This window comes from Bacillota bacterium, assembly GCA_009711825.1.
Lineage (GTDB): Bacteria > Bacillota > Proteinivoracia > UBA4975 > VEMY01 > VEMY01.
Window position 1 is genome coordinate 1 of record VEMY01000002.1, and the last position, 24,565, is coordinate 24,565.

The 24,565-nt window shown below is 52.6% G+C and carries 30 protein-coding genes and 1 pseudogene; 23 read left to right on the forward strand and 8 right to left on the reverse strand.

Annotation, left to right across the window (positions count from 1 at the left end; all coding sequences use genetic code 11):
* The first annotated feature begins 25 nt into the window (after positions 1-25).
* The 14 genes from FH749_01175 (at position 26) to FH749_01240 (ending at position 10,317) form a co-directional block, all read left to right on the forward strand.
* On the forward strand, positions 26-1,051 hold the full coding sequence (locus FH749_01175) for a hypothetical protein (GenBank protein ID MTI94090.1): 1,026 nt from the start codon (positions 26-28) through the stop codon (positions 1,049-1,051).
* Positions 1,035-1,499, forward strand: coding sequence for a CBS domain-containing protein (locus FH749_01180; GenBank protein MTI94091.1), 465 nt, complete (start codon positions 1,035-1,037; stop codon positions 1,497-1,499). Before FH749_01175 ends, FH749_01180 begins: the two co-directional genes overlap by 17 nt.
* 88 nt (positions 1,500-1,587) lie before the next feature.
* The gene (locus tag FH749_01185; protein ID MTI94092.1) at positions 1,588-2,163 is read left to right on the forward strand and encodes a hypothetical protein; all 576 of its coding nucleotides are present in this window, start codon (positions 1,588-1,590) and stop codon (positions 2,161-2,163) included.
* A 186-nt stretch (positions 2,164-2,349) separates the two neighbouring features.
* Complete coding sequence (locus FH749_01190; protein ID MTI94093.1) at positions 2,350-2,826, forward strand: hypothetical protein; 477 nt, start codon at positions 2,350-2,352, stop codon at positions 2,824-2,826.
* Positions 2,827-2,927: 101 nt separating this feature from the next.
* On the forward strand, positions 2,928-3,281 hold the full coding sequence (locus FH749_01195; protein MTI94094.1) for a PadR family transcriptional regulator: 354 nt from the start codon (positions 2,928-2,930) through the stop codon (positions 3,279-3,281).
* Entirely contained in the window at positions 3,256-4,092 is an 837-nt protein-coding gene (locus FH749_01200) for a hypothetical protein (GenBank protein MTI94095.1), read from the forward strand. Before FH749_01195 ends, FH749_01200 begins: the two co-directional genes overlap by 26 nt.
* Before the next feature lie 54 nt (positions 4,093-4,146).
* Positions 4,147-4,617 carry a hypothetical protein gene (locus FH749_01205; GenBank protein ID MTI94096.1) on the forward strand — a complete coding sequence of 157 codons (471 nt, stop codon included), beginning with the start codon at positions 4,147-4,149 and terminating at the stop codon, positions 4,615-4,617.
* Between the two features lie 206 nt (positions 4,618-4,823).
* On the forward strand, positions 4,824-5,288 hold the full coding sequence (locus FH749_01210) for an Lrp/AsnC family transcriptional regulator (GenBank protein ID MTI94097.1): 465 nt from the start codon (positions 4,824-4,826) through the stop codon (positions 5,286-5,288).
* A complete protein-coding gene (glnA, locus tag FH749_01215) occupies positions 5,281-6,708 on the forward strand; it encodes a type I glutamate--ammonia ligase (GenBank protein ID MTI94098.1) in 1,428 nt (475 codons plus the stop codon). The genes FH749_01210 and glnA overlap by 8 nt, the downstream gene beginning before the upstream one ends.
* Before the next feature lie 179 nt (positions 6,709-6,887).
* The gene (locus FH749_01220; GenBank protein MTI94099.1) at positions 6,888-7,430 is read left to right on the forward strand and encodes an MptD family putative ECF transporter S component; all 543 of its coding nucleotides are present in this window, start codon (positions 6,888-6,890) and stop codon (positions 7,428-7,430) included.
* Positions 7,431-7,507: 77 nt separating this feature from the next.
* Positions 7,508-7,882, forward strand: a complete 375-nt coding sequence (locus tag FH749_01225; protein ID MTI94100.1) for an Asp23/Gls24 family envelope stress response protein — start codon at positions 7,508-7,510, stop codon at positions 7,880-7,882.
* Between the two features lie 148 nt (positions 7,883-8,030).
* Positions 8,031-8,546: a Uma2 family endonuclease gene (locus tag FH749_01230; protein ID MTI94101.1), complete on the forward strand. Its 516-nt coding sequence runs from the start codon at positions 8,031-8,033 to the stop codon at positions 8,544-8,546.
* A 215-nt stretch (positions 8,547-8,761) separates the two neighbouring features.
* Positions 8,762-9,430 carry a transposase gene (locus FH749_01235; GenBank protein MTI94102.1) on the forward strand — a complete coding sequence of 223 codons (669 nt, stop codon included), beginning with the start codon at positions 8,762-8,764 and terminating at the stop codon, positions 9,428-9,430.
* 26 nt (positions 9,431-9,456) lie between these two features.
* Positions 9,457-10,317, forward strand: a complete 861-nt coding sequence (locus tag FH749_01240) for an IS3 family transposase (protein MTI94103.1) — start codon at positions 9,457-9,459, stop codon at positions 10,315-10,317.
* Between the two features lie 175 nt (positions 10,318-10,492).
* Here the strand turns inward: FH749_01240 and FH749_01245 are convergent, their stop codons facing one another.
* The 4 genes from FH749_01245 to FH749_01260 form a co-directional block, all read right to left on the reverse strand.
* On the reverse strand, positions 10,493-11,179 hold the full coding sequence (locus tag FH749_01245) for an ABC transporter ATP-binding protein (GenBank protein MTI94104.1): 687 nt from the start codon (positions 11,177-11,179) through the stop codon (positions 10,493-10,495).
* Positions 11,179-12,285: a hypothetical protein gene (locus FH749_01250; GenBank protein ID MTI94105.1), complete on the reverse strand. Its 1,107-nt coding sequence runs from the start codon at positions 12,283-12,285 to the stop codon at positions 11,179-11,181. Before FH749_01250 ends, FH749_01245 begins: the two co-directional genes overlap by 1 nt.
* The gene (locus tag FH749_01255; protein MTI94106.1) at positions 12,282-13,289 is read right to left on the reverse strand and encodes a hypothetical protein; all 1,008 of its coding nucleotides are present in this window, start codon (positions 13,287-13,289) and stop codon (positions 12,282-12,284) included. Before FH749_01255 ends, FH749_01250 begins: the two co-directional genes overlap by 4 nt.
* A gap of 76 nt (positions 13,290-13,365) precedes the next feature.
* Positions 13,366-13,755, reverse strand: a complete 390-nt coding sequence (locus FH749_01260; protein ID MTI94107.1) for a hypothetical protein — start codon at positions 13,753-13,755, stop codon at positions 13,366-13,368.
* Between the two features lie 345 nt (positions 13,756-14,100).
* Between FH749_01260 and FH749_01265 the strand changes: the two genes are divergently transcribed.
* Positions 14,101-15,258 carry an amidohydrolase gene (locus FH749_01265; GenBank protein MTI94108.1) on the forward strand — a complete coding sequence of 386 codons (1,158 nt, stop codon included), beginning with the start codon at positions 14,101-14,103 and terminating at the stop codon, positions 15,256-15,258.
* The gene (locus tag FH749_01270) at positions 15,248-16,426 is read left to right on the forward strand and encodes an amidohydrolase (protein ID MTI94109.1); all 1,179 of its coding nucleotides are present in this window, start codon (positions 15,248-15,250) and stop codon (positions 16,424-16,426) included. The genes FH749_01265 and FH749_01270 overlap by 11 nt, the downstream gene beginning before the upstream one ends.
* Positions 16,427-16,469: 43 nt before the next feature.
* Here FH749_01270 and FH749_01275 read toward each other — a convergent pair whose 3' ends face one another.
* From FH749_01275 to FH749_01290, 4 genes are all read right to left on the reverse strand, one after another.
* On the reverse strand, positions 16,470-19,028 hold the full coding sequence (locus FH749_01275; GenBank protein ID MTI94110.1) for an efflux RND transporter permease subunit: 2,559 nt from the start codon (positions 19,026-19,028) through the stop codon (positions 16,470-16,472).
* Between the two features lie 24 nt (positions 19,029-19,052).
* Entirely contained in the window at positions 19,053-19,355 is a 303-nt protein-coding gene (locus FH749_01280; GenBank protein ID MTI94111.1) for an efflux RND transporter permease subunit, read from the reverse strand.
* Positions 19,210-19,476 carry an efflux RND transporter permease subunit gene (locus FH749_01285; GenBank protein ID MTI94112.1) on the reverse strand — a complete coding sequence of 89 codons (267 nt, stop codon included), beginning with the start codon at positions 19,474-19,476 and terminating at the stop codon, positions 19,210-19,212. Before FH749_01285 ends, FH749_01280 begins: the two co-directional genes overlap by 146 nt.
* A gap of 89 nt (positions 19,477-19,565) precedes the next feature.
* Complete coding sequence (locus tag FH749_01290) at positions 19,566-20,189, reverse strand: TetR/AcrR family transcriptional regulator (GenBank protein MTI94113.1); 624 nt, start codon at positions 20,187-20,189, stop codon at positions 19,566-19,568.
* A gap of 125 nt (positions 20,190-20,314) precedes the next feature.
* Between FH749_01290 and FH749_01295 the strand changes: the two genes are divergently transcribed.
* The 7 genes and pseudogenes from FH749_01295 (at position 20,315) to tsaD (ending at position 24,366) form a co-directional block, all read left to right on the forward strand.
* Positions 20,315-20,527 carry a hypothetical protein gene (locus tag FH749_01295; protein ID MTI94114.1) on the forward strand — a complete coding sequence of 71 codons (213 nt, stop codon included), beginning with the start codon at positions 20,315-20,317 and terminating at the stop codon, positions 20,525-20,527.
* A gap of 64 nt (positions 20,528-20,591) precedes the next feature.
* On the forward strand, positions 20,592-20,828 hold the full coding sequence (locus tag FH749_01300; GenBank protein MTI94115.1) for a GNAT family N-acetyltransferase: 237 nt from the start codon (positions 20,592-20,594) through the stop codon (positions 20,826-20,828).
* A pseudogene (locus FH749_01305) lies at positions 20,797-21,478 on the forward strand (epoxyqueuosine reductase). Before FH749_01300 ends, FH749_01305 begins: the two are co-directional and overlap by 32 nt.
* Positions 21,479-21,711: 233 nt before the next feature.
* Entirely contained in the window at positions 21,712-22,182 is a 471-nt protein-coding gene (gene tsaE / locus FH749_01310; protein ID MTI94116.1) for a tRNA (adenosine(37)-N6)-threonylcarbamoyltransferase complex ATPase subunit type 1 TsaE, read from the forward strand.
* Positions 22,163-22,870: a tRNA (adenosine(37)-N6)-threonylcarbamoyltransferase complex dimerization subunit type 1 TsaB gene (gene tsaB, locus FH749_01315; GenBank protein ID MTI94117.1), complete on the forward strand. Its 708-nt coding sequence runs from the start codon at positions 22,163-22,165 to the stop codon at positions 22,868-22,870. Before tsaE ends, tsaB begins: the two co-directional genes overlap by 20 nt.
* Complete coding sequence (gene rimI, locus FH749_01320; GenBank protein MTI94118.1) at positions 22,860-23,351, forward strand: ribosomal-protein-alanine N-acetyltransferase; 492 nt, start codon at positions 22,860-22,862, stop codon at positions 23,349-23,351. The genes tsaB and rimI overlap by 11 nt, the downstream gene beginning before the upstream one ends.
* Positions 23,344-24,366 (forward strand): tRNA (adenosine(37)-N6)-threonylcarbamoyltransferase complex transferase subunit TsaD, encoded by a 1,023-nt coding sequence (gene tsaD / locus FH749_01325; protein ID MTI94119.1) that lies wholly within the window; start codon positions 23,344-23,346, stop codon positions 24,364-24,366. The genes rimI and tsaD overlap by 8 nt, the downstream gene beginning before the upstream one ends.
* Positions 24,367-24,565: the final 199 nt, after the last annotated feature.

The window sequence follows — 24,565 nt, forward strand, 5'->3', positions numbered from 1 at the left end:
TTGATGTATACTTTGGTTGTAAGATATTGTTTGCCATAACTATATTTTACACCAAAAGACGGCTTCTGGATACTACCAGTCGCCGTCTTTTGTGTTTTTTTCAGAGGCCGCTAGTGCGACAGCCCCTTTTATATTGGAGGGAAGATTTGTGCTGCTGAGTATATTCTTGATTCTACGTCTGGGCATTGTGATTCAGTACGGCATGCGGAAATTACCGCTGCCTGGTCTTTTGGGCCTCTTGTTTCTGGGCGTCGCCTTGGGACCCCAGGGTTTTGATTTGTTGGCGCCGGTGGTATTGGACTATTCCCAGGATCTGCGGCTGCTGGCTTTAATCGTAATCCTACTGCGGGCCGGTCTTGGCCTCAACCTTAATCAGGTGAAGACCAGCGCCCTGGGATTGGGTGTAATTCCTTGTCTTGTCGAGGGGTTGGTTGTAACTGTTGCTTCTCGATTTTTGCTGGAGTTTTCTTGGCCGGCGGCAGCTAGTCTGGGTTTTGTGCTGGCGGCTGTTTCGCCGGCGGTGGTTGTGCCTTCGATGCTCTGGCTGAAGGAATGGGGTCTGGGTATGAGTAAGGGAATACCGGTGATGATTCTGGCCGGGGCCTCTGTAGATGATGTGGTGGCTATTACCTTTTTGTCCAGCGCCCTGGGCTGGGCAGCCGGTTCGGCGGCGGGGGTGCATTGGCAACTCTTAATCATTCCGGCGCGCATCCTTGGCGGTATTGCCCTAGGCCTGGCAGTTGGCTGGGTTTTGTTGAAACTTATGCCTTTGGTTTCCCGGTTTAACAAGGGTTACGGGGCACTTGCCGCCTTTTGCGGCCCAGATGCTGAAACTGGGTTTCGTGATATACTGTGGATGCGTTCCCAAGAAACAAGTGATGAAGCTGGGTTGCGAGGAGAATTGCTGGCGCTTGCCAGCCAGCTATCTGCATTCAGGTATCAGAATTTTGAACTGCAGCAGAGCAACCGGGAGTATGAAATGCGCGAAGGTTCGCTGCAGTCGACAATTACGATGCTCCGACAAAAGCTAGAACGTGAAGGTGGTAGATGATGCGTCCGAAGCAATTATGAGCCGCGACGTAATAACTGTGAATCCTGACTCCACAGTGCGAGAAGCCGTTGAGCTAATGCTCAAGCACCGGATTAGCGGGCTGCCGGTGGTGGATGGCGAGGGTAAACTGGTGGGGCTGTTAACCGAGAATGACCTAGTTCTGGGAGGAAAGCCCAGTTTGCCGGTGCATTTGCAGGTGTTGGAGAATTTATTGGGCAGTCAGGATCCGGAGTTACGCACAGTGCAGCTGCGTCAGTTGGCCGGACAGTCGGTGAGCAAACTGATGACCAGGGAGGTTACAACTGCCCGACCCCAGACCCCGGTGGGAGAATTGGTGAATTTGCTTGTGGCGAACGATTTTAAGCGCATATCGATCATTGAGAATGGTCAGTTGGTGGGAATTGTCACCCAGGCGGATATTGTCAGGGTTATGGCCGAAAAAGATTGAATCTAGGGCTCGGGGTAAATATTTTACTTGAGCCAGTTTGTTGTCTAGACCAGATAGGCCACTCATATAAATTAGATGAGGTGGTTGTATGTCTGGCTTTGCCAACGGCTGGTTCTTTACTTGGTTTATTTTTATGCTGGCGTGTGCCGGTTTACTGCGCCCACCAGTTACCGATGGCCATATGCTGGCGGTATTAGGCGGTGGTTTCTTTTTGCTGTTAATTCAAGGTGAGATGTATCGCAAGCTCCTGAAGCGGCGAGGTCTAAAACGCCGATCATTTACCCGGCATCCGCTTTACCTGCCTCTTGGCCTAGCACTGGTGACGCTGGTAATTCTACCTCTGTATTTGTCAGGAACAGAACTCTCTCTGATTTTATGGTTGCTCTTGTTAAATGCTGCGCTGGCCGGCGTCTACCCCTTGCTGGTGATGCTGGGGCAGGAAGTGAAAGATTATGTGCACAGCCGCTGGCTGGATTTGCTTTATCCGCTGGTCTTTTTATCTGTTGTCGCCATTGATTGGGCGGAGCAGGGTCGCTCGCTCCTGTGGCTGCTGGCTGTGCCCCTGATATTCGCTGTCCTTGGTCTGATGATGATTCGCGAAGCGAGAGCGATGCTCGGGGCCCGTTCGGATGATCAAATCACCCGGACGCGTCACGTAATTTAATTCTATCTCCCCGACAGGAAATAATTGTGAATTTAGCGAATATATCAATTGAGGGGGGATGATGTTGGGTATTCATTTGTGGCGAATTGGTTTGCTGTATGCTTTTAGCTTAAAGCTGGTTATCTCAAGACAGCTAGAGTTTCTGGACAAGCATGTCGGGCGTGCGATGGCGGAAGGAGCCGTATTATGAGAAAGCATATGCGCTGGTTGTGGTTTTTGTTTCCTTTGGTGCCTCTGATAATTTGCTGGATTTTGGAGCTACACCTAGAACCGGGCAACTGGCTGGACAAGTCTTTCTTTTGGTGGAACAGCAACGCTATGTTTACCGGGCCGCTGTTTTTAGCCCTCTGGTTTTATGTCGGCACCCAGATGGCCCGTGTCATGGGGGGAAGGATTCTCTTTGCCCTTGGCAACGTGCTGGTTCTGATAAACGCGGGGATATTCTTTTACGGCTCCCTAATTATAGCCACACCCCGGGAGCTAATATATCATATTACATTGACGCTGCCGGTGCTGCGATTTGCGGCTTTGGTCATCCCTTTTGGCGGAAACGGGGCGGTTTTCAGCGCCTATTTACTAATTTTGGCGGCTTTAAACGGCGGCTTGTTCTGGGGGCTAAGCCGGAGGCACGGGGACGGTTCTTCTGCTTCCTTTACAAGCTGATCCCTTTTTTTTATCGAACTATCTTGCATAACATAATAGCGCATGGTATACTTAGGGTGCTATCTTGTATAACAAGATTCCGGAGTAAATGGGGTGTTTGGATGGAGCGCAGAAGGACGCAGTTACTTAAAGGCGTGCTGGATATGTGCATGTTGAAAATTCTCGCGGCAGGGGATTGCTACGGCTACGAGATAACTAAAAAATTGCAGGCCCAGGGGCTAGAGCTGGCCCGGGAAGGGAGCATTTACCCTTTATTAGCCCGGCTGGAAAAGGCAGGGTTTGTCGATAGTTATCTTGTGCGCTCCCGGGAGGGCCCCAACCGCAAGTATTACCGACTCAGTGTTGCCGGCCGGGAACAATTGTCCGATTGGGAGCGGGAATGGGTGGAGTTTTATCGCTCAGTAAATCAGATTATAGGAGGTGGCAGCGATGGCAGAGATGCAAACGGCAATTAAGGATGTCGTGGAGAAGTGCAAGATTTACTGGATGTTTAGCAATTTGCCCCGCAAGGCGCTGCTGGAAATGGAATTGGAATTGCAGGGCCACCTGGAAGAGGCCATCGCTGACGGAAAGGCATTGGAGGATGTTGTCGGCAGGGACGTAATTGCCTTTGCCCGGACCTGGGCCGAGACCAACTACCGGGCCCGGACCTGGCAGGAAAAAATCTTTAATCTCTTTTACCTGGTGCTTCTGGCATTCATGGTCACTTTGCCTTTCAATCACATCACCTTCATGGCTTGGGCAGTGCCTGTCTACTGGAGCAACTTGTTAATTATCGCCATTATAACTTGTCTGGTGGCATTCTTGGTTCAGCCCGGAGTAATTGCCCGGATTTTTGCCCTAGATTCTGCTGTCAAGCAGTGGTTGATATTTTTCGCGGTGTTTATGCTTACAACCCTTGCCTTTGTCGGCCTTTTGCTGATACCGCATCATTTTGAGCATCAGCCGCTGTTTTATTGGCCGTGGCAGGCAACGGTGGCGACAGCTGTAGTTACTTTTATTGTCGCCCGGGTGGCAATTGGCAAAGAAACGCGGGAGACCGAGGCCGCTGAACACATGGTTCATGAACAGGTGGCAGAGCGGCCAGGAGGCGGACATTGTCTGTTGATTCTACCGGCAATCGGTTTGATTGGTTCTGGGACTGTCTGGTGGTTTGTCGGTGAGACTGCCAAACAAATTGCCCAGATGGTGTTTGTCTGTTCGGCGCTTGTGCTTTGGACCCGGATAATAATTTGGCCCGCGTTGCAGCGCTCTCGCAAGAAGTAAAGGTTCCGAAACTTTCTGGTTCAGTTAGACGTCAGCTGGGCAGGGGTGATTGAATTGAAACTCAGGCGGTTGGTGTCAGTTGTTCTCGGGCTGTTAATTTTGCTTGGCGCAGCATACGGGTTGGGTTTTTTACCGTTGCCTGTTGCCAATCTGAATGATTGTGAAGCTCAGGTGGCAGCAGCAGTCTTTGACTGGCTTTTGGAAGAGACCCGGGACTGGGGTCCTCGTTATCTGGAAGTGGCAGGGGCTAACCCCAATTTGGCGACGTTGCAGGCGCTCTCTATTGATGAACCCTGGCGCTTGCGCTCCCGGTCCTGGGTGACGATGCGGGGTGTCTATGATCGCCGAACGTTCAAAAGAGGTGTCTTGCTCAGTATCCAGTCTGTAAAAGTGGACGACGACAAAGCGACCGTATATGCCAACAAATATCAGTCCGGATTAGGCGGGGAGTACTATCGGGTGATTTTGTGGTTAGACGGGAACATGTGGAGAATTAAGCAGGTGGAACTGTTGGCTATTTCCTGAACGTAAGCTTTGCGCCGTGGGGAGATCTCACGGCGCTTTTGTTTTTGCCGGAGGGGAACGTCACAGTGGTACGGGAGGAGGATGGGAGCAGCAGAACCGTCCCCGTGCTCCGGTGCTCCGGGGAATGTGGCGGTTTTGGGTCGAAAATGCAGTGAAAGTGTTGCTTTTTGGGTAGATTCGCCGTAAAATGGGAGGTAACGGGGGGGATGTGTGTGGATAGGCTGGATTTGATGATTGTAAGCGAACTGCAGGCCAATGCCAGGATCAGCACCGCGGAGCTTGGCCGCAAGATCGGACTCTCCACCTCTGCTACGGCGGAGCGGATCACCAAGCTGGAGAAGGAAGGGGTAATCCAGGGTTATAGCGCCATTGTGGATGGGGCCCGCCTGGGGGCAGGTATCACTGCATTTATTCTCGTGCCCGTGGGCAATATGACCATAGACGAGATGGCAGAGTTGATTATCTCCATCCCCCAGGTTCAGGAATGTCACAAGGTTTCTGGTAATGCTTGTTTTATGGTCAAGGTAAAGGCCGGCTCCATGGATGAGCTGGAGCAGACCATTGACAGGATAAATCAGACTGCGCCCAATACCTATTCGTACATAGTGCTTTCAACCGTCAGGGAGACGGCTGCAATACCAATAAATCTTAAGGAGGAGAAGGATGTTTAAGAGTTTTGAAGAGCTGAAGGGTTTTTGCACTGCCAACGAGATTCGGGTCATTGACTTCAAGGTTATTGACATGTCCGGGCGCTGGCATCACCTGACAATCCCTGTAGAACGGCTGACCGAGAAAACCGTGGAAAAGGGCATTGGCATGGACGGCTCTAGTTATGGATTTCTGTCAGTTGAGAAGTCGGACATGGTGTTTCGGCCCGATTTGAGCACAGCCTTTGTCGACCCCTTCGCCCAGGTGCCGATGATTTCGATAATCTCCGACATCTATTCGCTGGGTGAGAAGACCGAGCGTTTTGCCGGTGATCCCCGCTATGTCGCCGAGAAAGCAGAGCGTTATCTCAAGGACACGGGTGTTGCCGACGAATGTCTGTTGGGCCCGGAGCTGGAATTCTACATCCTTGACCATGTATCGTATAGAAATGACCCCCATCACACCGAAGTAGTGTTGGATTCAGTCCAGGCACACTGGAACAGTGGCAACCGGGAATACCAGAACCAGGGCTATACCGTTCGTCCTCACGGCGGTTACCATGTGGATATCCCTGCGGATTCCAGCTTCGATTTGCGTAATGAGATTGTCCTTGCCCTGGAGAAGCACGGCGTGCCGATTAAGTACCATCATTCCGAAAACGGCGGCCCCGGTCAGGTCGAGATTGAGCTGTCCTTTGGTGGCTTGCAGCAAATGGCCGACCGTACCCAGCTGGTCAAGTACTTTATCAAGAACCTCGCCCTTCAGGACGGGCGGACGGCTACATTTATGCCGAAACCCTTCTTCGGCGAAGCGGGGAGCGGCATGCATGCCCATATCCAGTGGTTCAATCAAGGCAAGCCGGTATTTTACGGCGACAATTACGCCGGCCTGAGCGATACCGCACTCTTTGCCATTGGCGGCATCCTCAAGCATTCGGCGGCGCTCCTCGCATTTACCAACCCCAGCACCAACTCCTTTAAGCGTCTGGTGCCGGGCTATGAGGCCCCGGTGAGCATCGGCTTTGCCAGCGCCAACCGCAGTTCGGTCATCCGCATCCCTGGTTATGCAGACGCCCCCGAATCCAAGCGTTTTGAATTCCGGCCCATGGATGCTACCTGCAATCCCTATCTGGCCTATTCGGCATTGATTATGGCGGCCTTGGACGGCATTAATAACAAGATTGACCCCACCAAAGAGGGCTTTGGCCCCTTTGATTTCAACCTTTACACCCTGAGCGAAGAAGAGCAGAAGAAGATTAAATCCTTGCCCAAGTCCCTGGACGAGGCGGCCGATGCCCTGGAGCGGGATCACCAGTTCCTGCTTGCCGGCGGTGTGTTCACCAGCGGCCTAATCCAGGACCAATTGCGGCGGATTCGCTCCGACGCTCAGGAAGTTAACAACGTGCCCCATCCCCTGGAATTCGCCAAGTATTACGACCTGTAAATTACTAGAGGCTGCATCTTAAACTCAGTTCATTCGCTGAGCAGAGGCAGCCTCTTTTGACGTTCTCGGACAAGGGACCTGTCCCCCTGTCCTGATTTGATTAATTTCTGCGATGGTAGCAAAATATAGATATAGATACCGGACAAGGGACCTGTCCCCCTGTCCTGCGAGGTGATGAGATGCGTCATAAGAACTTTATAATCCTTGCTCTGGCCGGGAGCACGCTGGTCGCCGCTGGCATGGCGCTGTGGCCTTTATTTGTTTTCCTGCCTACGGCCGCGCTGCGTGCTTTAATTCTGGCGCCGCTCTATGCGTTATTTGTCAATATAATCCTCACCCGGGTGCAGTTTGCCGGCGCGTTGCTTGCCTTTTCGCTGGTGCCCGGGGTGATTCTGCTAATTTTTACGCCGCTTTTGCTGCCGGTCAGTGTCCTGGCAGGTGTGGCCGCGGAGGCCGTGGCCTGGCTACTGGGTAAGGTTCTGCGCGTCAGTCCCTGGCAGAAACATAAAACCCTGCGTTGGTTTGGAGCAGCACTGTTTCCAGCTCTGCAATTCCCCCTGATGCTTTCGGCGCTGGCGGTGACGGTTGGCGGACCTTCTGCAGGTCTGGTTGCTAGTCCCGGCCTGGTGGCCCTGGTGACTGTCATTGGGATTGTTCCCGGCCTCTTTGGCTGCTGGCTGGGTGAGCAGATCAGCAGTCGCTTGCGCGGATTAAAAAACTAATCGGCAGGATTAGTCATAACAAAGTTGAAATATACTATATATAACGTAAGTCGCAAAAATCAGGGAGGTGTTTAAAGATGGTAGATGGCAAGACAATCGTCAGCGAAGAGGTATTCGGCGATATCGCCAGGGCAGCGATGCTCAAGGTGGAAGAGATTATCCGTCAGGAGCGTAAAGGCTCAATCGCCGATTTGGGCCGCCTGTTCACCGGTCGCTTCAGCTCGAAAGTAACGGTGAAGAAAAGTGACAGCGAAGACCAGGCCAACCCCGGTGCTGTGAGCTTTGAGCTCAAACTTACCGTAGTCTACGGAGTGAACATACCGGAGGTCGCCAACAAGGTTCGGGAGGCGGTGGCCGAGGATGTTTCTGCAATCACCGGTTATGATGTCGAACGGGTAGACATCGGCGTCGAGAAACTGGTGCGCCCCGAGGAGCTGCCACAGGAAGAGTAACGAGAAACTGCCGGCCACGCCGGCGGTTTTTTATTGTGTCTACTTGAGTGCTGTTGCTATCGGTTGTAGCCAGTGATATACTCAAGTTGGAGGTGATACTAATGACTTCCAAGCTGGAGAGCAAAAAAAATATACGTACCAGGACTATTTGGAGCTGCCTGAGCAACCGGGCTATCGTTACGAAATTCTTGAAGGCGAACCAATAAAAGATCCTTCGCCTGATGTCAGGCATCAACGGGTCTCCCGGCGATTGCAACGTGTGCTGGAGGATTACTTCTGGCAAGTGGACCCAGATGGGGAGGTCTTTAATGCGCCCCTGGACGTAACATTTGCTGACATAACCGTGGTGCAGCCGGATATCTTTTATGTGCCCGGCGGGGGCAAGGAAATTATTGGCGAGACTAGAATTGCGGGTGCGCCGACGTTGGTCGTGGAAATTCTCTCACCGTCCACCAGTCGCAAGGATCGCGTGCAAAAGCTGCAAATATATCGGCGGGCCGGGGTGCGTCACTACTGGTTGGTGGACCCTGAAGCGAAGACCCTGGAATGCTTTGCCCTTAAAGCTGGCCGCTATGTCATGGTCGCTTCCGGCATGGACACGGCGGTGGTTCGGCATCCCCAGTTTTCTGGCCTGACAGTTGATTTAAGTCGAATATGGCAATAAGCGCCCAGAGGCGTATTTTTGTCTCGCGAGGGCTGGTATATGTTTGTACAAATACAATTAGGATGTCTATGGTCATCAACATGACGTTTCAGAATAGACGGGAACTAAACAAAGCCCTTCTGCAGAATGATATGCTCCCCTTTGAGTAGACACCTGAAATAACAAAAATTCAAGACTACGCAAAGGGGAGTATTCTTGTGGGAAGAAAGAGTGATATCAGTTATGAGCTGAAAGTCGAGGCCGTTGAAAAATATAATCGAGGAGAAGGGTCTCTGCGCAGCATAGCGTGTGAATACGGGATGGATGCTTCCAGCTTACGGCAATGGCTAGCGAATTATGAGGCCATGGGCCCATCTAGTCTAGCAGTCACCCATACGAACAACGGATACAGCACCGAACTAAAAACCAGAGCAGTAGAGGCGTACCTCCGGGGGGAAGGAAGCCTCCTTGATATGTGTAAGAGGTTTAGCATCCGTAGCAAAACCCAACTTCGGGCCTGGATCAAGGTGTATAATGGTCATAAAGATTTTCGGGCCACTAGAGGCCTAGGGAGGGGAATCTATATGACCAAGGGGCGGTTGACCACGTTAGATGAGCGGATTGAAATTGTCAGTTACTGTATAGCTAATGGTAAAAACTATGGTGCAACGATTGAGAAGTATGGGGTTTCATACCAGCAGATATATAGCTGGGTACGCAAGTATGAGTCAAAGGGCGTAGACGGTCTTATTGACAAGCGCGGAAAACGCAAGACTCTTGAGGAAATGAATGAGGTAGAACGCCTGCAGGCTGAGAACAAAATGTTAAGAGCCGAGAACAAACAGAAAGAAATGGAGATTGCAGTTATAAAAAAGCTTCAGGAAATCGAAAGGAGGCGGGGCTAAGCGGCGTCCGTCAGGAAAAGCTTTACCTGACTGTAAAGGAGCTACACGAAGAAAAGGCTTACCCAGTAATGAACGTTTGCAAGATATTAGACCTGAACAGGTCATCATATTATAAATGGCTCCACCGCAGCAAAAGTGTCCGCGAAATTGAGAACGAAGATCTGGTCCATAAGCTTGGTTATCTCTACGCTGAATTCAATGGGATACTCGGTTACAGACGCCTGACAGACGAACTAAACGTCAGACACAAGAGCAGCTATAACTACAAGCGTATATATCGTCTTACCCAACTGGTGGGCTTAAAAGCCGTCATCCGTCGGAAACGTCCGCATTACCAGCGTTCTACGCCGGAAGTTACAGCGGAGAACATCTTGAATCGTGATTTCACGGCGGAAAAGCTTAACGAGAAGTGGCTGACCGATGTCACAGAATTCAAGTACGGAGATAATGAAAAATTGTATTTGAGCGCAATCCTTGACCTCAAAGACAAAGGTATTGTCTCGTTCGCCATAGGTCGTAGAAACAATAATCAGCTCGTATTTGACACCTTTGATTTAGCCGTGTCCAAATACCCGAATGCTCAACCGATGTTTCATAGTGACAGAGGGTTTCAATATACATCTAAGCAATTCAAGACCAAGTTGGACAAGGCGAAAATGAAACAAAGCATGTCGCGTGTTGGTCGCTGCATCGACAACGGCCCCATGGAAGGCTTCTGGGGAATTCTCAAATGTGAAATGTATTATCTGGACAAATTCAAGGATTACGACACTCTCGCAGTAGCTATTGAAAACTACATACACTTCTATAATTATGAACGACGGCAAAAGAAGCTCAACAAACTAGCCCCGATGACCTATCGACAATTGCTCGAAAACGCTGCATAAAAAGCTGGACCCCATTATGGAGTCCAGCGAAAACAGTTTTCTTTATTTCATCTGTCTACTTGACAGGGGGCAGTTCAGAATATACACAGGAGGGCTTTGCTTCGTCCCACCGGAAACGGATGTTTTTGGAGCAGATTCGATTAAAATCGACATCGAGGTCGCTAGCCCCCTGGCATCAGGTTTGGACATCGGGGTCCCAGGCCCCATCCAGCATTTTAAAATGTTTTTTGCATTGCCCGGCCAAATCAAGATTATGTGTTGCCAGAAGCAGTGTTTTTCCTTCTTCAACCAAATCAAAAAGAAGCTTGAGTATTTCTATTCCGGTCTCAGAATCTAAAGAACCGGTAGGTTCGTCAGCTAGGATAACCTGCGGATTATTAACCAGCGCCCGGGCAATGGCCACCCTTTGGCGCTGGCCGCCGGAAAGGTTTTTGGCCTTTTCCTTGATTTTATCAGCCAGCCCGACCTTCGCTAAAGCATCGACGGCCCTTTTTTTACGTTCAATAAACCCCAGCCGCTCATGGCTGTATAACAAAGGGATCTCCACATTCTCCCGGGCCGTGTAGTCTTCCACCAGCGCGAAATCTTGCACAACATATCCGTAAAACTTGTTTCTGTATTCGGCCCGCCTCTTATCGGTAAATGTTGTTGCTTCTTTCCCCTGTACATGCAGCTCGCCCCGGGTAGGCGAAACAATTAAGCCGATAATATTCAGCAAAGTGGTTTTCCCGCAGCCCGATGGACCGGTGACGGCGATACTCTCCCCTTGATTAATATCCAGGGATACACCTCTAACCGCATGGGTCTTGCTATTACCCTGAGTATACTCTTTGTGCAATGATACGGCGTTTATCAGTTGCATTAACCGTCACTCCTCAAATATGAAATCAGATCGGTTTTGCTTAACTTAATTACCGGCACTAAGGCCAAGAGTAATGTAAAGGCGAGGGATACCAGCACCAGAGCTGGCAATGGTGGGGGAGGGGCGGGCATCGGCAATATGTGCGGGGAAATAATAACGGGCGGGGTGACCAGCAGAAAAATATAGATTATTATTCTGGCGTATAATTCGCGCATACCGGCCCCGCTGAGCAGATGAATGGCATACTCGCGCATGTTGCTGCTCATAAGCTGTAAAATATTTGCCGTAATGCCAAATCCGGTAAATATCAAAGCAATACCGAAGAAAATAAGGTAAAGTAACGAGCCGTAAAAGATTCCCAGAAAATGTTGCTCGCCATAGGATTGTTGTTTGACCGGGTGTAAAATAAAATTTGATTCTTCACGCATGGCGATAATGAATTCCGCCAGCTCTGCTCCCCCGGGGTTTATCAGCGTGATGTTGACGATAATTTCCTGCCACAGATCATAACCCCTGAAGTAAAAATCAACGATTGAACCGGTATCGGCCAGAATGAGCAGTGAGTCGTCCAGGCTTTTCACTTGTCCGAATGTGATGTAGTTCGAACCGGACGGCAACCGGCTACTTACCGTCAGGGTTTCCCGTTCACGTAGACCAAACTCAATGGTATCGCCCACCGTCAATCCTTCGAGTCGACTGCCTGCAAGCACAATCGGCCCCTGATTACTTGAAGACTCGAAATTTATGTCATAAACGTCCGCAAAGGCCCCCAAACCGACGACGATATCCATGTCGGGATAACTGTCCAGCCCTATCGATTGAATCATCGAATAACCGGAGCGTTGTAAATCTAGGATTTCTATCAGCATTTCTTGCGCTTGAGGGGTGGCACTTCGCTGAGCACCTGAATCAAAATCGGGTGAGAAATAAGTGAGATTATGGTCAGATAGTTTTCCGGCTGCAAACACATATTCGCTGCCATACTGGATCGTGTTGTAATAATAAGAAAAAAGCGCTATTGAGACAATGAGTTGAAGGGCAAAGAAAATGAAAATAACAGGTCTTTTCCAAATATCTCTCAAGGCAAAACGAAATTGTGTTTTCATATCAACCCCGCCCCGTTTTTCCAGTAATTTTGCAGTTGAAAGGCAAGCAGGAAGAGAAGAACGCTGCTAGCAACAGTAACGCCGATGACGCCGGCGAACAAAGAAATGTCGATAGAATCGCGGTAAAACGAGTGGAACACACCATAAAATAATAGTGTCCCTAGCAAAGCACCGGTAATGACAGAGGGCAAAGTGTTTGTTAAGACCCGGGCCAAGATGCTCCTCTTGGTAGCCCCGAACCGGTGGTGTATTGAAAAAATCCTTGCTTGCCTGGAGATCAAAATGTAGTAAACCAAGAAGCTGTTGAAAAACAAAAAGAGCACTCCGAAAATCATAGGCGCGTATGGAACTCCCGACGCCATTGAATGTAGAGCCGAACCCATGCTGTCCGGAGGGGGCAGATAATCAACTGTATAATCGTTTTCGTTCAACAAAGAGACGATTGGTTGGATGCTATCAGATTCCCCGGGGAAATAATAGGTGCCCTGCACGTCAGCTATGGCAAAAAAAATCTCTATTTTATCGTGCTGAAGGGTGTGGAGCGGGTGCTCTCGATCATATACTCCTCTAACCGGAGCCCACTGCCCGCCTACGATGGTGACCCCATCGCTAAGCATGTCATGGGCGGAGGAACCGGCCTTAATCAGCACCGCGGAGGCTTCGGGCATAAAATCGTCTCGTTCCAGGTATCCACCTTCAACCAGGGGTTCTTCGCCATATATCCCCGCCGGATCATACAAGGCAAGTCTATTGTAGGTCTCATAGATCAAAAGGGTGTCACTCTCTTGGACCAGATCGAAAATTGAGGACAGTAAATCCTGCGCTTCGTCGGGTTCAATGTAATCATGTTTATACACGTTTATCGCCGTATAATTATCGCCGAAACCGAAGGGCGGAACAGTAAGAGCCTGGAGCCTTACGTCCGTGTACATCCAATATACCGAGAGGGCGCATGCCAAAAATACACTGACCAATGCGATCAGGAGATAATTTTTTCTTGTCATCCATTTGCACTCCTCTATTGACAAAATAAAAGCCACCCGTTGCCCATTCATGCTACTTACTTATTTGCTCTACTTGTCAGTGATCCACGCTTAATGGCCAAGCAGTTCCATGGGGTATCCAAGTAAAGTTATAGTTGAATGTAACTGGTGGGTGTGCTGGATTTGGATGATCAAGGTAAGTCATACTGTTACTACGAATTGTGCTGTCATGTGGACTTTGGCCAACACTTGTATATCTCCATTGTTCTCCGGTTAAGCCATTGCGGTATACAAACCATCCTTGATAAGCATGGGCTCCATTTTCAATGTATGAAGATTGAATTTGAACATATCCATTAAAATATAATTGGACATGCTCTGTGCTGGTAGCGAAATTCGGGCTGCTTGCTAGAGCTGGTGTTGTAAAAAAGAATATGCATAGTAACATGATTATGCTGCCGGTAATTTTAAGGATAGTTGATTTCATTAATATCCCTCCTTTCTTGATAACTAATGTAAATGGCAACGAGTGGAAGAAGCTAATTATTTTAATTCTAGAAATATTGCGCCATTAATGCAAGCCATCAAATCCCCTAAAATACTTGGAGTATAGGTAAATACCTTGGTGCAGCAGTCCTTAACTCCTTATAGCACAATTATGCTGGTTATTGTCAGCAAATCAGGTAGTTGCTCTGGTTAATCTTTCCATTACAGTGTTTTTGTCTCGTGGGGGCCGGCATATTTTTGTACAAAAACAATTAGGATGTCTAAAGGAATTCCCCGGCTTTTCGCGAATCTAGTTAAGATAGCAAATTTTTAAGGAGGCGGATACATGCGCGCGATTGTTAATGGAAAAATTTATACCATGGCCGGCCAGATTATTGATGGCGGCACTGTGTTGATTGAAGACGGGAAAATTAAGGCCGTCGGAGCCGATGTCCAGGTGCCGGCGGGTGCCGAGGTTATTGACGCCGGTGGCAAGGTGGTAATGCCCGGGATTATCGATGCCCATACCCATATCGGCTTGTATGAGGAAGGATTGGGCTTTGAAGGGGCCGATGGGAATGAAATGACCAACCCGGCCACTCCCCATTTACGCGGCCTCGATGCGATTAACCCGTTGGAGGACGCCTTTAAGAACGCCGTGGCTGGCGGGGTGACCAGCGTCGCCACCGGTCCAGGGAGCGCCAACGTAATCGGCGGCCAATTTGTGGCGATTAAGACCCACGGCAATATCGTCGATGATATGGTGATGCTAGAGCCCTCGGGCCTGAAGATTGCCTTTGGCGAGAACCCCAAGCGGGTTTATAGCTCCCAGAAGAAGTCTCCTTCCACCCGTATGGCCACCGCGGCCGTGCTGCGGGAGAACCTGGTGGCGGCCAGTAATTACCTGGCCAAGGTAGAAAAGGCCGGCGATGACCCGGACAAGGCGCCGGAGCGGGACCTGAAAATGGAGATATTGGTCAAAGTCCTGAAAAAAGAAATTCCCTTGCGTGCCCATGCCCACCGGGCCGATGATATTATTACCGCGATTCGCATCGCCGAAGAGTTCGACGTGGAAATTGCCATCGAACACTGCACCGAAGGGCACCTGATCGCCGACTTCCTGGCCGAAAAGGGCGTGGCCGCTGTTGTCGGGCCGACTTTGGGCACTAGGCCCAAGGTGGAGCTCTTCAATATGACCTTCAAAACCCCCGGCATCCTGCACCAAGCCGGTGTCAAAGTAGCTCTGACCAGTGACCATCCGGTATTCCCGGTCCAGTACCTGCCGATTGCCGCTGCCCTGGCCCATAAGGAAGGGCTGCCGGAAGGAGAGGCAATGAAGGCGATTACCATCAACGCCGCCGAGGTTGTCGGCACTGCCGATCGGGTTGGCAGCCTTGAAGTCGGCAAAGATGCCGATATCGTAGTCCTTAGCGGTCACCTATTCGACTGGCGGACCGTGGTGGAAAAAACTCTGATTGACGGAGAGATTGTTTATGAGCGCTAAGATCAAAGCGATTATCAACGCCGAAATTCATACGATTGCCCAGAAGGAACCGGTTCAGGGAACTGTCCTCATCAAGGACGGCAAAATTGCCGCCATTGGTAAAGTGGATGTTCCGGAAACGGCAGAAATCATTGATGCAGCCGGCGCCCGGGTCTACCCCGGTTTTGTCGACCCCCACACCCATCTGGGTGTCAGCGAAGAGGGCCTGGGCTGGGAAGGTCGGGATTACAATGAAATGACTGATCCGGCTACGCCCCACCTGCGTGCCCTGGATGGCATTAATCCTGAGGAAGACGGCTTCCGGGAAGCAGTTGAAGCCGGTGTGACCACGGTCATGTCCACTCCCGGTAGCGCCAATATCCTGGGCGGTGTCACCACAATCCTCAAGACCGGTGGCGGCATGCTCCATGAGCGGGTGCTGCGGGAAGTGGCCGGACTGAAAGCGGCTCTGGGCGAGAACCCCAAGCGGGTCTACTCGGAGCAAAAACGTCTGCCTACCACCCGTATGGGCAGCGCTGCGCTCTTGCGGGAGAATCTGGTGCAGGCCCAGAATTACCTGACCAAACTGGAGCGGGGCGAAAAAGATCCGGAAAAAATGCCACCCCGGGACCTGAAGCTGGAGACTTTGGCCAAGGTTCTAAAGAAGGAAATTCCCTTGCGGATTCATGCCCACCGGGCTGACGACATTGCAACCGCCCTGCGGATTGCCCGGGAATTTGACATCAAGCTGACCCTGGAACATGCCACAGAAACCCACTTAATCACCGACAAGATTGTCGAGAGCGGGTTCCCCTGTGTAGTCGGACCCAGTTTCGGTGTGCCGACTAAGATTGAGACCCGGCAGAAGACATGGGAGACAGCGGCTAAGCTCACCAAAGCCGGGGTACTGGTGGCCCTGACCACCGATCACCCGGTGTTGAATATTTACCAGCTGCTGCACGCCGGCGCCGCAGTGGTCCGGGAAGGCGGCATGGATGAATTTGAAGCCCTCAAGGCCGTGACCATAAATGGCGCCAAGATCCTTGGTGTTGACGAGCGGGTGGGCAGTATCGAAGTAGGCAAGGACGCCGACTTAGTTGTCATCGACGGCCATCCCTTCGATTATCTCTCCCGGGTGCAGTACACCCTGATTGACGGCGAAGTTGTTTATCCAGGATTGAAAGACTGATACAAAGAGCCGGAGCGTTTGCTCCGGCTCTTTAAATACAACCTTATTCCTGGACAATATTTGTTGCCTTAGGCAGTAGACGTTCAAAGGTTTTGTAAATCAGGGGGATGATGAACAAGGTCAGCAAAGCGCCTACAGCCAGGCCGCCGATGACTGTCAGGGCCAGCGGTTGCTGCATCTCCATGCCGGAGCCGCTGCGAACCGCCAAGGGAATCATCGCCAGGATGGTGGTGAGGGTGGTCATGAGGATTGGCCGCAGTCGGGTCTGCCCCGCTTCCAGCAGCGCCTCATCCACCGACAGGTCTCGGGCCCGGAGCTGGTTGACGTAATCGACCAGCACAATCGCATTGTTGACCACAATCCCGGCCAGGACGACAATTCCAATCGTCGCGATGATGCTCAAATTGGACCCGGTCACCAGCAGGACGCCAATCACGCCAATCGCCGCCAAGGGCAAAGTGAACATAACCGTAAACGGATGAATCAGGGACTCGAATTGGGAAGCCATGACCATGTAGACCAGGGCGATTGCCAGCGCCAGGGCCAGCAACAGGCCGCTGAATGCTTCCTCCATTTCCATGATCTGGCCCTGGAAGCTCATGTTGTAACCGCTGGCCAGGTTAAATTCGTCCATTATCATCTGGATATCCCGTTGGGCCCGGAACATGTCGGTGTCGGTCAAATTAGCAGTGACGGTGACATAACGTTGGTTATCGCGACGGTTGATTGCCCGGGGGCCGTGGGCAGTTTCAACTTCGGCCACATCTTCCACCCGGACTACCCGACCGCTCTGATTGGAAACAACCACCCGGGCCACATCTTCTATACTGTCCCGTTGCTCTGCTTGTAGACCGACGATTACCGAAAGGTCATATCCAGAGCTGGAAATATTGGTGGCCGTGGTGCTTTGGAAGGCCGAGCGAATGGCGCTGCCCACCTGCATCGGATTGATCCCCATCAGCATGGCCCGCTCCAGGTCAACCTGCACATGGACTTCGGGATTTTCCTGGCTGATGGAGCTGGACGTTTCATTGACATACTCTAAATCGCTGATTCGATTCTGCAGTTCTTCGGCATATGCAGCCAGTTGTTCCAAATCGGTGCCGGTGATTTCCACTTCCACCGAGCTGCCGCCAAACATGCCACCGCCGGCTGCCGAACGTTGCTGGCGGATGCCAATCTCAACATCCGGGATTTCCGGGAGCTTGGGCTCCAGCTCCTCCATAAAGCGTGCGGTGCTGATACCCCGCTCTTCGATGGGCGCCAATTGAAAACTGATTCGCGCCTGATTGGCCTGGCCGCTGGAGCCGCTACGGCCAAACATGGCGCCCATGCCGCCACCGCCGCCACCGCCAATAGTGGTGCTGATTAATTCCACATCGGCATCGGCCAGCAGGACAGCTTCAACTTTTGCGACTGCCGCTTCCGTTTCTTCCAGGGTGGCGTCGGCAGGTAATGTGACGTTGATGGAGCCGGTGCCTTCGTCAAAGGCGGGGATGAATTCGCCGCCCAAGCGGGGAACCAGTGCCAGACTGCCCACAAACAGCAGGGCAGTGACCACCAGCACCAGCACCCGTTTGCTCAGGGCCCAGGCCAAGGCCCGGCGGTAAAAGGGCAGAATGTTTAGGCGCGACGTCTTAATCGGTTTTAGTCGCTTGGCAAAGACCGCGGAAAGCATGGGGATGACCGTCAGGGCCACCGCCAGCGATGCCAAGAGCGCAAAACTGACCGTCAGCGCCAGTTCCTCGAACAAAATTCCGGCGATGCCGCCGACGAAGACCACCGGCAGGAAGACGGCTACAGTTGTGAGGGTGGAGGCGGTAATTGCCATCGCCACTTCTTTGGCGCCGTTGATGGCCGCCTCCTTGGGCCCATCGCCTTGCTCTAAGTGCCGGTAGATGTTTTCGATGACGACGATAGCGTTATCCACCAGCATACCGACGCCCAAGGCGATGCCGCTCAAAGTCATCATGTTTACCGTTAGGCCGGCGAAATACATGAGGATAAATGTGCTGACCACGGAAACAGGGATTGATATTGCAATGATCAGCGTGTTGCGCACACTCCTGAGGAACAGAAGCAGGATCAAGAGCGCCAGCAGCCCGCCAAATAGAGCGTTGGTGATGATTGAGTCAATGGACAGTTGGATGAACTGGGACTGACCATCCACCGGCGTAAAGGTGAGGCCCGTAAACTCTTCACTCAGGGTATCCAGTTCCGCCCGAATTTGGTTGGCGGTGACTACGGTATTGGCATCGGAACGTTTGTTGAGACTGATGGATATATTCGGCTGCGCGTTGAGCCGGGTAATCGTTTCCGTCGGTTGGGCCTGCAGCGAAATTTCCGCCACATCCGCCAGCCGCACCGGCACCGGCACTGGTTCCGGTTGGCCCGGGATTTCCCGGACAGTGGCGCCAATCATCAGTTCCTTCAGCGCATCCACTGTTTGGGTGCTGACCAACGTGCGGATCTGCCAGCGGGTATCGTCCTCGGTGACATTGCCCCCAGGCACATTGATATTGGCAATCCGCAGGGCGTTGGTGACGCTTTCCAGTGTAAGGCCAAACTCCTCCAATCGCTCGCCGTCCACCACCACGGTCACTTCTTCCTCTAGGCCACCGCTGACTTAGGCAGAGGCGACGCCGGGAACCCGCTCCAGGCGTTGGGCGACAAGCTCGCCCAGGCGCTGCAGCTCCACGAGATTATGTTCATCGGAGCCCACAGCCACACTCATCAGCGGCATCATCGACGGGTCGAACTTGAACAGCGAGGGAGCAGAAGCGTCATCGGGCAGAAAGCGGCCCACCTGGTCCAGACTCTCCCGGACGTCGATGGCAATGGCGTCCATGTCTGTGCCCCAGGCAAACTGAAGAATTATCATTGAGTTCTCGGGGCTGGAGATTGACTGGACCTCTTGAATATTGCCCAGGGGCCCCCAAGGCCCCTTCTAAGGGCCGGGTAACTTGTTGTTCCACCTCTTCTGGAGCGGCGCCCGGATAGGAAGAGGAGACTGCCATCACCGGCAGATTAATATCGGGAAACAGATCCACCGGGGTGCGGCCCTAGGACACGCTGCCCAAGAGCAGAACAGCTGCAATCAGCATCAAGATAGTAACTTTACGGTTGACGGCGAATTTTATCAGACTTTGCACTGTTTAACGTCCTCCTCATGCTCCAACAGGTTTTTAAACGCATAACTGGTCTCGGTGATTCCCTTTCCAAGCATGGACAGAACTTCGGCAAGGATCTGCCGGGGCTGGGCCTGATGATTGAAAATCGAGGTGCTGACCGCCAGATTATGAATCATTGCCAGCAGGCTGGCCGCAATAATTTTTGTATCATGGGGGCGAAATTCGCCAGACTTAATTCCCTGACTTAGAAGCGCCGAATAAGTTTGGTGAATTGCTAAAACCCGGGGCAGAAATTCTTGTTTCAGGTTACCAAGCAGCTCCGGTTCGGTGGCCACAAGTTTGTGGATCAGGGGCGAACGTGCGTTAATATGCTTGAAGTGAGCGGCAATCATGCTGCTGAGACGCGCGCTGCATGAGTTGCCTCTATTCGCTTTCTCAAGCACTTGCTGCATTTCTTCCACAGCCGACACCAGGACCTGCTCTACTAAAGCTGTTTTGCTGTCGAAATATAGATAGACAGTGCCCTTGGCGACACCGGCTGCCTGGGCCACATGCTCAATTGTAAACTGGCTGCCGTGTTGTTCGATGATGCCGGCAGCGGCGGCAAGAATCAGCTTGCGCTTAGCTTCCATCGATGTCCTCCTTCCTGACTGACTGGTCAGTCAGCAATGGTATCAGTATACATATCACGGAGACCAGTGTCAATAAACTAAATGTCATAATCATAAACCCATGCTGGGAGGCAGGAGTTCTGCGGTTGTACAGGAATATGTCTGTTGAGGTGTTGAAAATGAACTTCTTTTTCCGCGACTATACGTCTAAAGACTGGAATCTGCTTTTGGACATGGTGATGGCCCTCTACTCCGAGGACCCGGAGGGTGAGCCAATGGATGCAGATAAACTTGCCCGCACTGTGCGCCACCTGCACGAGTTTCCGCAGAAGAGTGGTGATTCTCCAGGTCGGAGCTGAGCCAGCCGGTTACGGCATTTTGCTGCGGCTGTGGAGCAATGAATATGGCGGCGATGTTCTCTGAATCGACGAGTTGTATGTCCGGCCCCGGCATCGGGGCGTGGGTCTGGGCAGGCGTTTTATGGAGTATGTTGCTACACTTCCGGATATCCGTGCCCTCAGTTTGGCCGTTACCCTGGCCAATCAACGGGCATATTCCTGGTACCGTTCACTGGGCTTTCGGCCGGAGACAAACAGAATACTCAGCAAAAATTTAGGGAGGTATGGAGATGGAGCAGCCATTAACGGCCCAGGCAATTAAAGACGAGATTTATCGGTTGGGCGCAGATGTATGTGGTATAGCCGCAGTAGAGAGCTTTGCCGGCGCGCCTGCCGGCTTTCATCCCCGCGATATCTGGAGCGAGACCCGCTCAGTGCTTGTGTTTGCCAGCCAATTGCCGGTAACAGCGATTGATGCAGAAAATATTGTCCCCTATACATACGTCAATCAAGTTCTTACCCAGATGGTGGATGACCTCTCCATCCGGATTTGTCTGTGGTTGGAAAGTCATACTCTAAGGGCAGTGCCTATTCCTTCCGACGATCCGTACCTACATTGGGACGCGGAACGGGAACGGGGCCAGGCAATCCTCAGTCTCCGGCATGCAGGGAACCTGGCCGGGCGTGCTGGGGCGCAACACTTTGCTCTGGAATCAACGCCTGGGAAATATGCTGCAAATTGGCGCAGTGCTTACCGACCAGGAGCTAAAAGCCGACAAACCGGCCCAGTACCGGCATTGTCCGCCTGACTGTCAAGTTTGCTTAGAGGCATGCCCCGTGGGGGCATTGGATGGCAGAACTGCGGACCAAAAACTCTGTCGGCCGCTATCCAATTATGTGAGTGAGAAGGGATTCGTCCTGAAAAAGTGTTTCCGGTGTAGAAGCAGTTGTCCGCGCCGGTTTGGAGAGTGATAAAATGCGGGAAATAAGATGCTTGCAGGAGAGATTATGCGGAGTGTGCCCGGATTGTGGTTAACGCTATCCGAATGGTTCAAGGTTTGGCCGTCAGTTTTCCGGCAGGGAATCGCGCCAGGCGTAATATTTCCGCTACAAAAAGGCAGACTCGTTTTATATAGTCGGCCTTTTTGCTGTACATGATATGATATAATTGAACCTGACAATTGTTGGTGCAGGAGTGAACAATCATGGAATTTACAACCACATGCGCCGCCGAAACCCAAAATCTGGCCCGGCGCCTGGGAGAGCTTGCCTCGCCCAGGACCCTGATTTTACTCTACGGCGATTTGGGCGCCGGCAAGACAAGTTTTGTCCAAGGGTTGGCCCAGGGCTTAGACGTGGCAGCGAATGTAAACAGCCCGACGTTTACAATTATCCGCGAATACCGGGGCAGGTTGCCCCTGAGCCATTTTGATCTTTACCGCTTAGATGACCCGGATGAGGTCTGGGAACTGGGCCTGGAAGAATATGTGGCTGCTGCCGGCGTTGTGGCAATTGAATGGCCGCAAATTGCCGAAGAGTTGCTGCCCCCGGAACGCTTGGGCATTCACATACAGCACCTGGGCGAGGACCGGCGCCGTCTGCGTCTGGAACCCCGGGGTGACAGGCATAGAAAACTGGCTGAGGAGTTGATGAGCGATGTTAATCTTGGCTCTTGATACCACCACCAGCGCCTGCTCCGCCGCCTTGGTGCGGGAGGGGAAACTGGTGGCAGAGGTGACCACCAATATACCCCGGACTCATTCCCAGCGGCTCATGCCCCTGATGGATTCTCTGTTCCGGGAGGCCGACGCTGAACCTCGGGATTTGCACTTAATTGCCGTGAGCCGCGGGCCCGGCTCCTTTACCGGTCTGCGCATCGGCATTGCCACCGCCAAGGGACTGGGACTGGCCCTAGACTTGCCGGTTGTCGGCGTGTCGACTCTGGCGGTGTTGGCCCACAATTTCTCTGGCGCCGGACTGGTCTGTCCGGCCCTCAACGCCCGCCGGGATCAGGTTTACACCGGCCTCTACCGGTGCGGCGATGGCGCGCCCCAGCCGCTTCTGGCCGATCAGGCCCTGGCGGCGTCGGAGCTGATGGATTTGCTCAGCGCTTATGATGAGCCGATTTGGTTTTGTGGCGACGGTGTGGACATTGTCTGGCAGGCAGCAGGTAACCTGCCCGCTCCCAGGCGGCTGCCCCTGCATCAGCGGCTGAATCGGGCCGCGGCCCTGGCCGATTTGGCCCTGGCAATTTACGCCCGGGAGGGTGGCACTCACCCGGACCAACTGACACCGTTATATTTGCGGGAATCCCAGGCAGAGTTGCAATGGCGTCGCAAGCAGGAGGCCGGGCATGGCTGCTGATGTTCAGATCAGGCAGATGCGCCCCGAGCACCTAAATGCTGTGATGGCAATTGAAGCCCAGTGTTTTACCACCCCCTGGAGCAGCGGCGTGTTCTCCGGTGAGGTTAGGGAAAACCCCTATGCCCAGTACCTGGTCGCCCAAACCGGTGATGGTGAGGTAATTGGCTATGCCGGCATCTGGCTGGTTCTTGACGAGGCCCATGTGACCAATATTGCTGTCGCCCCAAATTGGCAGCGGCGGGGGATTGCCCGGAAATTGCTGCGGCGCCTGTTGCAGCTGTCCCTCCATGAAGGGGCGCGGCGCATGACCCTGGAAGTTCGTAAGAGCAATATCCCGGCCCAAAAACTTTATCTCGGCCTGGGATTTAAGGAAGCCGGCATTCGGCCCCGCTATTATACCGACAATAACGAGGACGCGGTGATTATGTGGTTGGACGATATTGCCGCTTGGCTGGAAAGGAATGAGCAAGACGATGGCTAAAATCCTGGCAATTGAAACATCCTGCGATGAGACGGCAGTGGCGATAGTGGAAGAGGGCCAGCGTATTCTCACCAATCAAGTGGCATCCCAGGTTGAGACCCATGCCCGCTTTGGTGGCGTTGTGCCCGAGATTGCCTCCCGTCAGCATCTCTTGACTCTGAATCCCTTGATTCGCCGCGCCCTGTCCGACAGTGGCCTGGACTGGCCGGAGATTGACGCCTTGGCGGTTACCCAGGGCCCCGGGTTGGTGGGAGCGCTATTAATCGGCGTTACCACCGCCAAGGCAATTGCCTGGGCCCTGGGCAAACCGCTGGTGGCCGTAAACCACATGGCCGGGCATATTTATGCCAATATGCTCGCCCCCGAACCGCCCCAGTTTCCCCTGCTCTGTCTTGTGGTTTCCGGTGGCCATACCGAGTTGATTTATATGGAGAAGGATCTAGAATTTCAGACCCTGGGAGCAACCCGGGATGATGCTGCCGGCGAGGCCTACGACAAGGTGGCGCGGATCCTGGACCTTGGATACCCGGGAGGGCCGGCGGTGGACAAACTTGCCGGCGAGGGCCGGCCGGTGCTGGATTTCCCCCGGGTGCTGCTGGAACCGGAGACCTTGGACTTCAGCTTCAGCGGTCTGAAGACGGCGGTGATGAACTATGTCCACAACTGTCGCCAGCGGGGAATCAGCTATATCCCGGCTAATGTGGCTGCGTCCTTCCAGGCGGCAGTGGTAGACGTTTTGGTGGAAAAGACTGCCCGGGCCGTGATCGCGAAGCGACCGGCGACTCTCTGCCTGGCCGGGGGGGTAGCCGCAAACTCCAGCCTGCGGACTGCCCTGGCGGCCCGGGCTGCCGAGCTGGGGGTGCCACTGACGGTGCCGCCGCTTTCGCTATGCACAGACAATGCGGCGATGATTAGCGCCGCTGCCTGGCCTTTGTATCAAAGGGGTGAGTTTGGCGATTCGGATCTCAATGCCGTACCCGGTCTAAATTTGACGGATTGTGGAGAAACTTGTTGATAGCTGTAGAAGTTTACCTGTGGGTACTGTGGATAAAATTGACGAGGCCTTGTATTTCAGGCCTCGTCAGCATGTGTATAAGTGGGCAGATATTATGTGAATAACCTGTGGATACTGTGGATAAATCTGTGAAAGCTTGTCCTTTCTGCCTTGATAACTGTGGATAACCCTGTGGATAGTGTGGATAACCGAAAGCGTG